Below are 3,448 nucleotides of genomic sequence, written 5' to 3'. Positions count from 1 at the left end.
TCATAATGGGCATCCTTTCAGAGTCGAAAAGCGGGAGACTAGCGTAGAAAGTTCAAGCAAGTGGCAGCCCATCATGGCTTGCCCCCCTGAAGCTGCGCCTCTGTGTAATCCGGTTTGTAGTGCTTCATCCCCTTGAGGGCGTCGGCCACTTCCGGCGGCATATAGTTCTCATCGTGCTTGGCGAGCACCTCGAAGGCGGTCACGGTGCGGGCATCCTTGAGGTTGCCCTGAGCCACTATGCCCTGCCCCTCGCGAAACAGATCCGGCAGTATGCCGTCATAGGTGACGGTGACCCGCTCGCCGCTGGCATCGATCAGATCGAAATTAACCAGCAGGCTATGACTGTCACGCTTGACCGAACCCGGCACCACCATGCCGCCGATGCGAAGGCGTTGGCCCTCCTCGGGCTTGATCTTGTCCGGGCCCTTGCCCAGCACCAGCTCACCCGGGGTGTAGAAGAGATCGATATTCTGACTGAGGGCATAGAGCACCAGGCCAATCACGGCGGCAACCCCTGTGCTGATGGCCAATATGATGGTCAGACGCTTCTTGCGGCGCGGGTTCATAACAGAGTCTCCATCGAGAGAGTGCCGGATGAGGGAACGAGAGGGATCACAGGGTGTTCTCCATCTGTTGGGCCGCCAGGCGGCGCGACTCGCGGGCCTGCTTGTTGCGCAGATCGCGAAGCAGGCTGCGGCGTTTGAGGCGGGTGCTCACTATGATACCGACCAGACAGAGCCAGGAGAGACCAAACGACAGCCACACATAAAAGCCGTACCCTCCCATGGCCAGAAAATCGCCCAAAGACGAGAAGTGCATGTTATCTCTCCTGCTCGGCCAGGGCCTTGACCCAGGGTCTGTGCCACTCGCGCATGATCAGCTCATTGCGAAAACGCATCAGGGTAAGGGCGCCGAGGAAGGTGGCGAAGGCCACTATCATCACCAGCAGCGGCCACAGCATGCTGGGGGCAATGGAGGGCTTGGCAAACTTGGTGATGCTGGCCCCCTGATGCAGGGTGTTCCACCACTCCACCGAGTAGTGAATGATGGGCAGATTGATGACGCCGACCAGGGCCAGGATACCGGCGGCGCGACCGGCCACCACCTTGTCGCTGAAGGCGTTGTAGAGGGCGATGACCCCGAGATAGAGGAACAATAGAATAAGTTCCGAGGTGAGCCGGGCATCCCATACCCACCAGGCCCCCCACATCGGCTTGCCCCAGGCGGCGCCGGTAAAGAGGGCGATAAAGGTGAACACGGCGCCAACAGGGGCGATGGCGGCCACCGTCATGTCGGCCATGCGCAGTTGCCACACCATGCCGATGAAGGCGGCGATGGCCATGGTGGAGTAAGCCCCCATGGAGAGGATGGCGGCGGGCACGTGGAGATAGATGATCCGGAAGGAGTCACCCTGCTGATAGTCGGCGGGGGCGAAGGCCAGCCCCCAGACGGTGCCTATGATGAAGGCGAGCAGACTGATCACCGCAAACCAGGGCAATAACCGACCGGCCAGCCGATAGGCTTGCTCCGGTTTGGCATAGGGATGCAACCATTTCCACATAGCTCACAAAACCTTTCTGTTATTAATATCGTTGGCGCCGCCTACCTTACTCACTGCCTCCGGCGTGCAAATACCCCGAAAGAAATAAGCGGCGCTCTCCTTGATCCATCGCAACCTACTTGCCAACAAATGACAACGGCGAGCAAAGCGAGCGGGCGCAGTATGCCCAGCTAATGCTAACCCAGAGTGAACGAAGTCAGCAGCGGAGTAATTATTCAATGAAATCCGTCAGTTCACACTCACCCTCAGGGACGCCGAGACCGCGAACGGCGTCATGATCAGGGCGCCTACCAGCATGGCCCCCAGCATGGCAAGCTGGCCGCTGTAGGGCAGACCCAAGCCAGCCGCCTCTATGGCCGAGGTGGCGAAGATCAGCACCGGGATATAGAGCGGCAGAATAAGCAGGCTGAGCAGCACGCCGCCCTTGCGCAGGGCCACGGTCAGCGCCACCCCGACGGCGCCAAGCAGGCTGAGAATGGGGGTGCCAAGGGCCAGGGTCGCCGCCATGGCGAGCCAGGTATGGATGTCCAGGGAGAGCAGCACCGCAATGAGCGGCGAGATGAGCAGCAGCGGCAAACCGGTCAGCAGCCAATGCGCCGTCACCTTGGCCAGGGCCAACAACCCGAGGGGATGGGGCATCAACATCATCTGCTCCAGGGCGCCATCGGCAAAATCATCCCGAAACAGCCGCTCAAGGGAGAGCATGGCCGCCAGCAGCGCCGCCACCCAGATGATACCGGGGGCAATGCGGGCCAACAGCTGGGGCTCGGGGCCTATGCCCAGCGGGAACAGGGTGATGACGATGAGGAAGAACCAGAGCGGGTTGAGAATATCGGCCCGCTGGCGAAAGGCCATCAGCAGCTCACGATGGATCAGGGTCAGCACGGCGCTCAGCATGGAGCCTCCAAGGGGCCTGGTGCGAGGGAAAGCGTCTTGAGTCGGCCCTGCATCAGGCTCATCTCCTGATGGGTGGTGAGGATCACCATGCCACCCCGCTCCCCATGGCGCAGCATCAACTGTTCCAGCACCTTGACCCCCTGCTTGTCGATGGCAGTAAAGGGCTCATCAAGCACCCACAATGCGGGCTTGTCGCAGAGCCAGAGCCGGGCCAGGGCGACACGCCGCTGCTGCCCCGCCGAGAGCTGGGCACTGGGATAATCCTCAAAACCGGCCAGGCCAACCTGGGCCAGGATCTGCCAGGGATCGACCTTTACGGCACTGCCTTGATGCAGTTTTTGATAGAAGCTGAGGTTCTCGAGGGGAGTCAGCCCCCCCTTGACGCCCGGCTGATGGCCGAGATACAGCAGGTTGGCATGATACTCATCGCGGCAGTGACAGATGTTTTCACCCTGCCAGCGCACCTCACCGGCAAAGGGCTGGGAGAGCCCGGTGATCAGGCGCAGCAAGCTGGTCTTGCCCACCCCGTTGGGGCCCTCGATCTGGAGCAGATCGCCGGGGGAGACGGAGAAGGAGAGATGCTCAAACAGGGTGCGATCTTCACGCACGCAGCTCAGATTGTGAACGTCAAGCAGCATGGGGACGGGTTCAGATGAAAAGTAGCGGCCTGCATCTTAACACAGTATTGGAATGGGTCTTTTCAAAGATAGAAACCGGGCAGCGGTTTTGTGGGAGAGATCCCGCCGACGCCTGCGTCGCAGGCCGGGGTTGCGCCAGGAGGGCAACTCGCTCACGGGGATCTGGAGTCGGAGTGGCGATCCTCTGCCTCAGGGCAGGCAAGATAAGACAACGGGAAGGCCGCAGCCTTCCCGTGGGTCATGAGCGACCCTTGCGCAGCGAGATCAACAACTCGGCTTCGGCCTTGGGCAACTCACACTCGTTCATCACCTCGTCCAGGTCGGCACCCAGCTCCACCATCTTGGCGGCGCG

General features: G+C 61.0%; 6 protein-coding genes. All 6 read right to left on the bottom strand.

Annotated elements, in window-relative coordinates; all coding sequences use genetic code 11:
• Positions 1-71 precede the first annotated feature (71 nt).
• Positions 72-566 (bottom strand): cytochrome c maturation protein CcmE, encoded by a 495-nt coding sequence (ccmE, locus tag BN1130_RS07675; protein ID WP_042041241.1) that lies wholly within the window; start codon positions 564-566, stop codon positions 72-74.
• A 46-nt stretch (positions 567-612) separates the two neighbouring features.
• A complete protein-coding gene (gene ccmD / locus BN1130_RS07670) occupies positions 613-819 on the bottom strand; it encodes a heme exporter protein CcmD (RefSeq protein ID WP_042041240.1) in 207 nt (68 codons plus the stop codon).
• Between the two features lies 1 nt (position 820).
• Positions 821-1,561 carry a heme ABC transporter permease gene (locus BN1130_RS07665; RefSeq protein WP_042041238.1) on the bottom strand — a complete coding sequence of 247 codons (741 nt, stop codon included), beginning with the start codon at positions 1,559-1,561 and terminating at the stop codon, positions 821-823.
• 228 nt (positions 1,562-1,789) lie between these two features.
• Positions 1,790-2,458, bottom strand: a complete 669-nt coding sequence (gene ccmB / locus BN1130_RS07660; protein ID WP_042041237.1) for a heme exporter protein CcmB — start codon at positions 2,456-2,458, stop codon at positions 1,790-1,792.
• On the bottom strand, positions 2,452-3,096 hold the full coding sequence (ccmA, locus tag BN1130_RS07655; protein WP_042041235.1) for a cytochrome c biogenesis heme-transporting ATPase CcmA: 645 nt from the start codon (positions 3,094-3,096) through the stop codon (positions 2,452-2,454). Before ccmA ends, ccmB begins: the two co-directional genes overlap by 7 nt.
• 238 nt (positions 3,097-3,334) lie before the next feature.
• On the bottom strand, positions 3,335-3,448 hold a 114-nt coding region (locus BN1130_RS07650), incomplete at its 5' end, for a DUF2802 domain-containing protein (RefSeq protein WP_042041233.1).

Source organism: Aeromonas rivuli (assembly GCF_000820045.1).
In the GTDB taxonomy this organism is placed as follows: domain Bacteria; phylum Pseudomonadota; class Gammaproteobacteria; order Enterobacterales; family Aeromonadaceae; genus Aeromonas; species Aeromonas rivuli.
This window is presented reverse-complemented; position numbering and strand designations above follow the sequence as displayed.

Excerpts from the sequence above, each read along its gene's own strand:
- ccmB (WP_042041237.1), bottom strand. The coding sequence starts at position 2,458 with ATGCTGAGCGCCGTGCTGACCCTGATCCATCGTGAGCTGCTGATGGCC.
- ccmA (WP_042041235.1), bottom strand. The coding sequence starts at position 3,096 with ATGCTGCTTGACGTTCACAATCTGAGCTGCGTGCGTGAAGATCGCACC.
- ccmE (WP_042041241.1), bottom strand. The coding sequence starts at position 566 with ATGAACCCGCGCCGCAAGAAGCGTCTGACCATCATATTGGCCATCAGC.
- ccmD (WP_042041240.1), bottom strand. The coding sequence starts at position 819 with ATGCACTTCTCGTCTTTGGGCGATTTTCTGGCCATGGGAGGGTACGGC.
- BN1130_RS07665 (WP_042041238.1), bottom strand. The coding sequence starts at position 1,561 with ATGTGGAAATGGTTGCATCCCTATGCCAAACCGGAGCAAGCCTATCGG.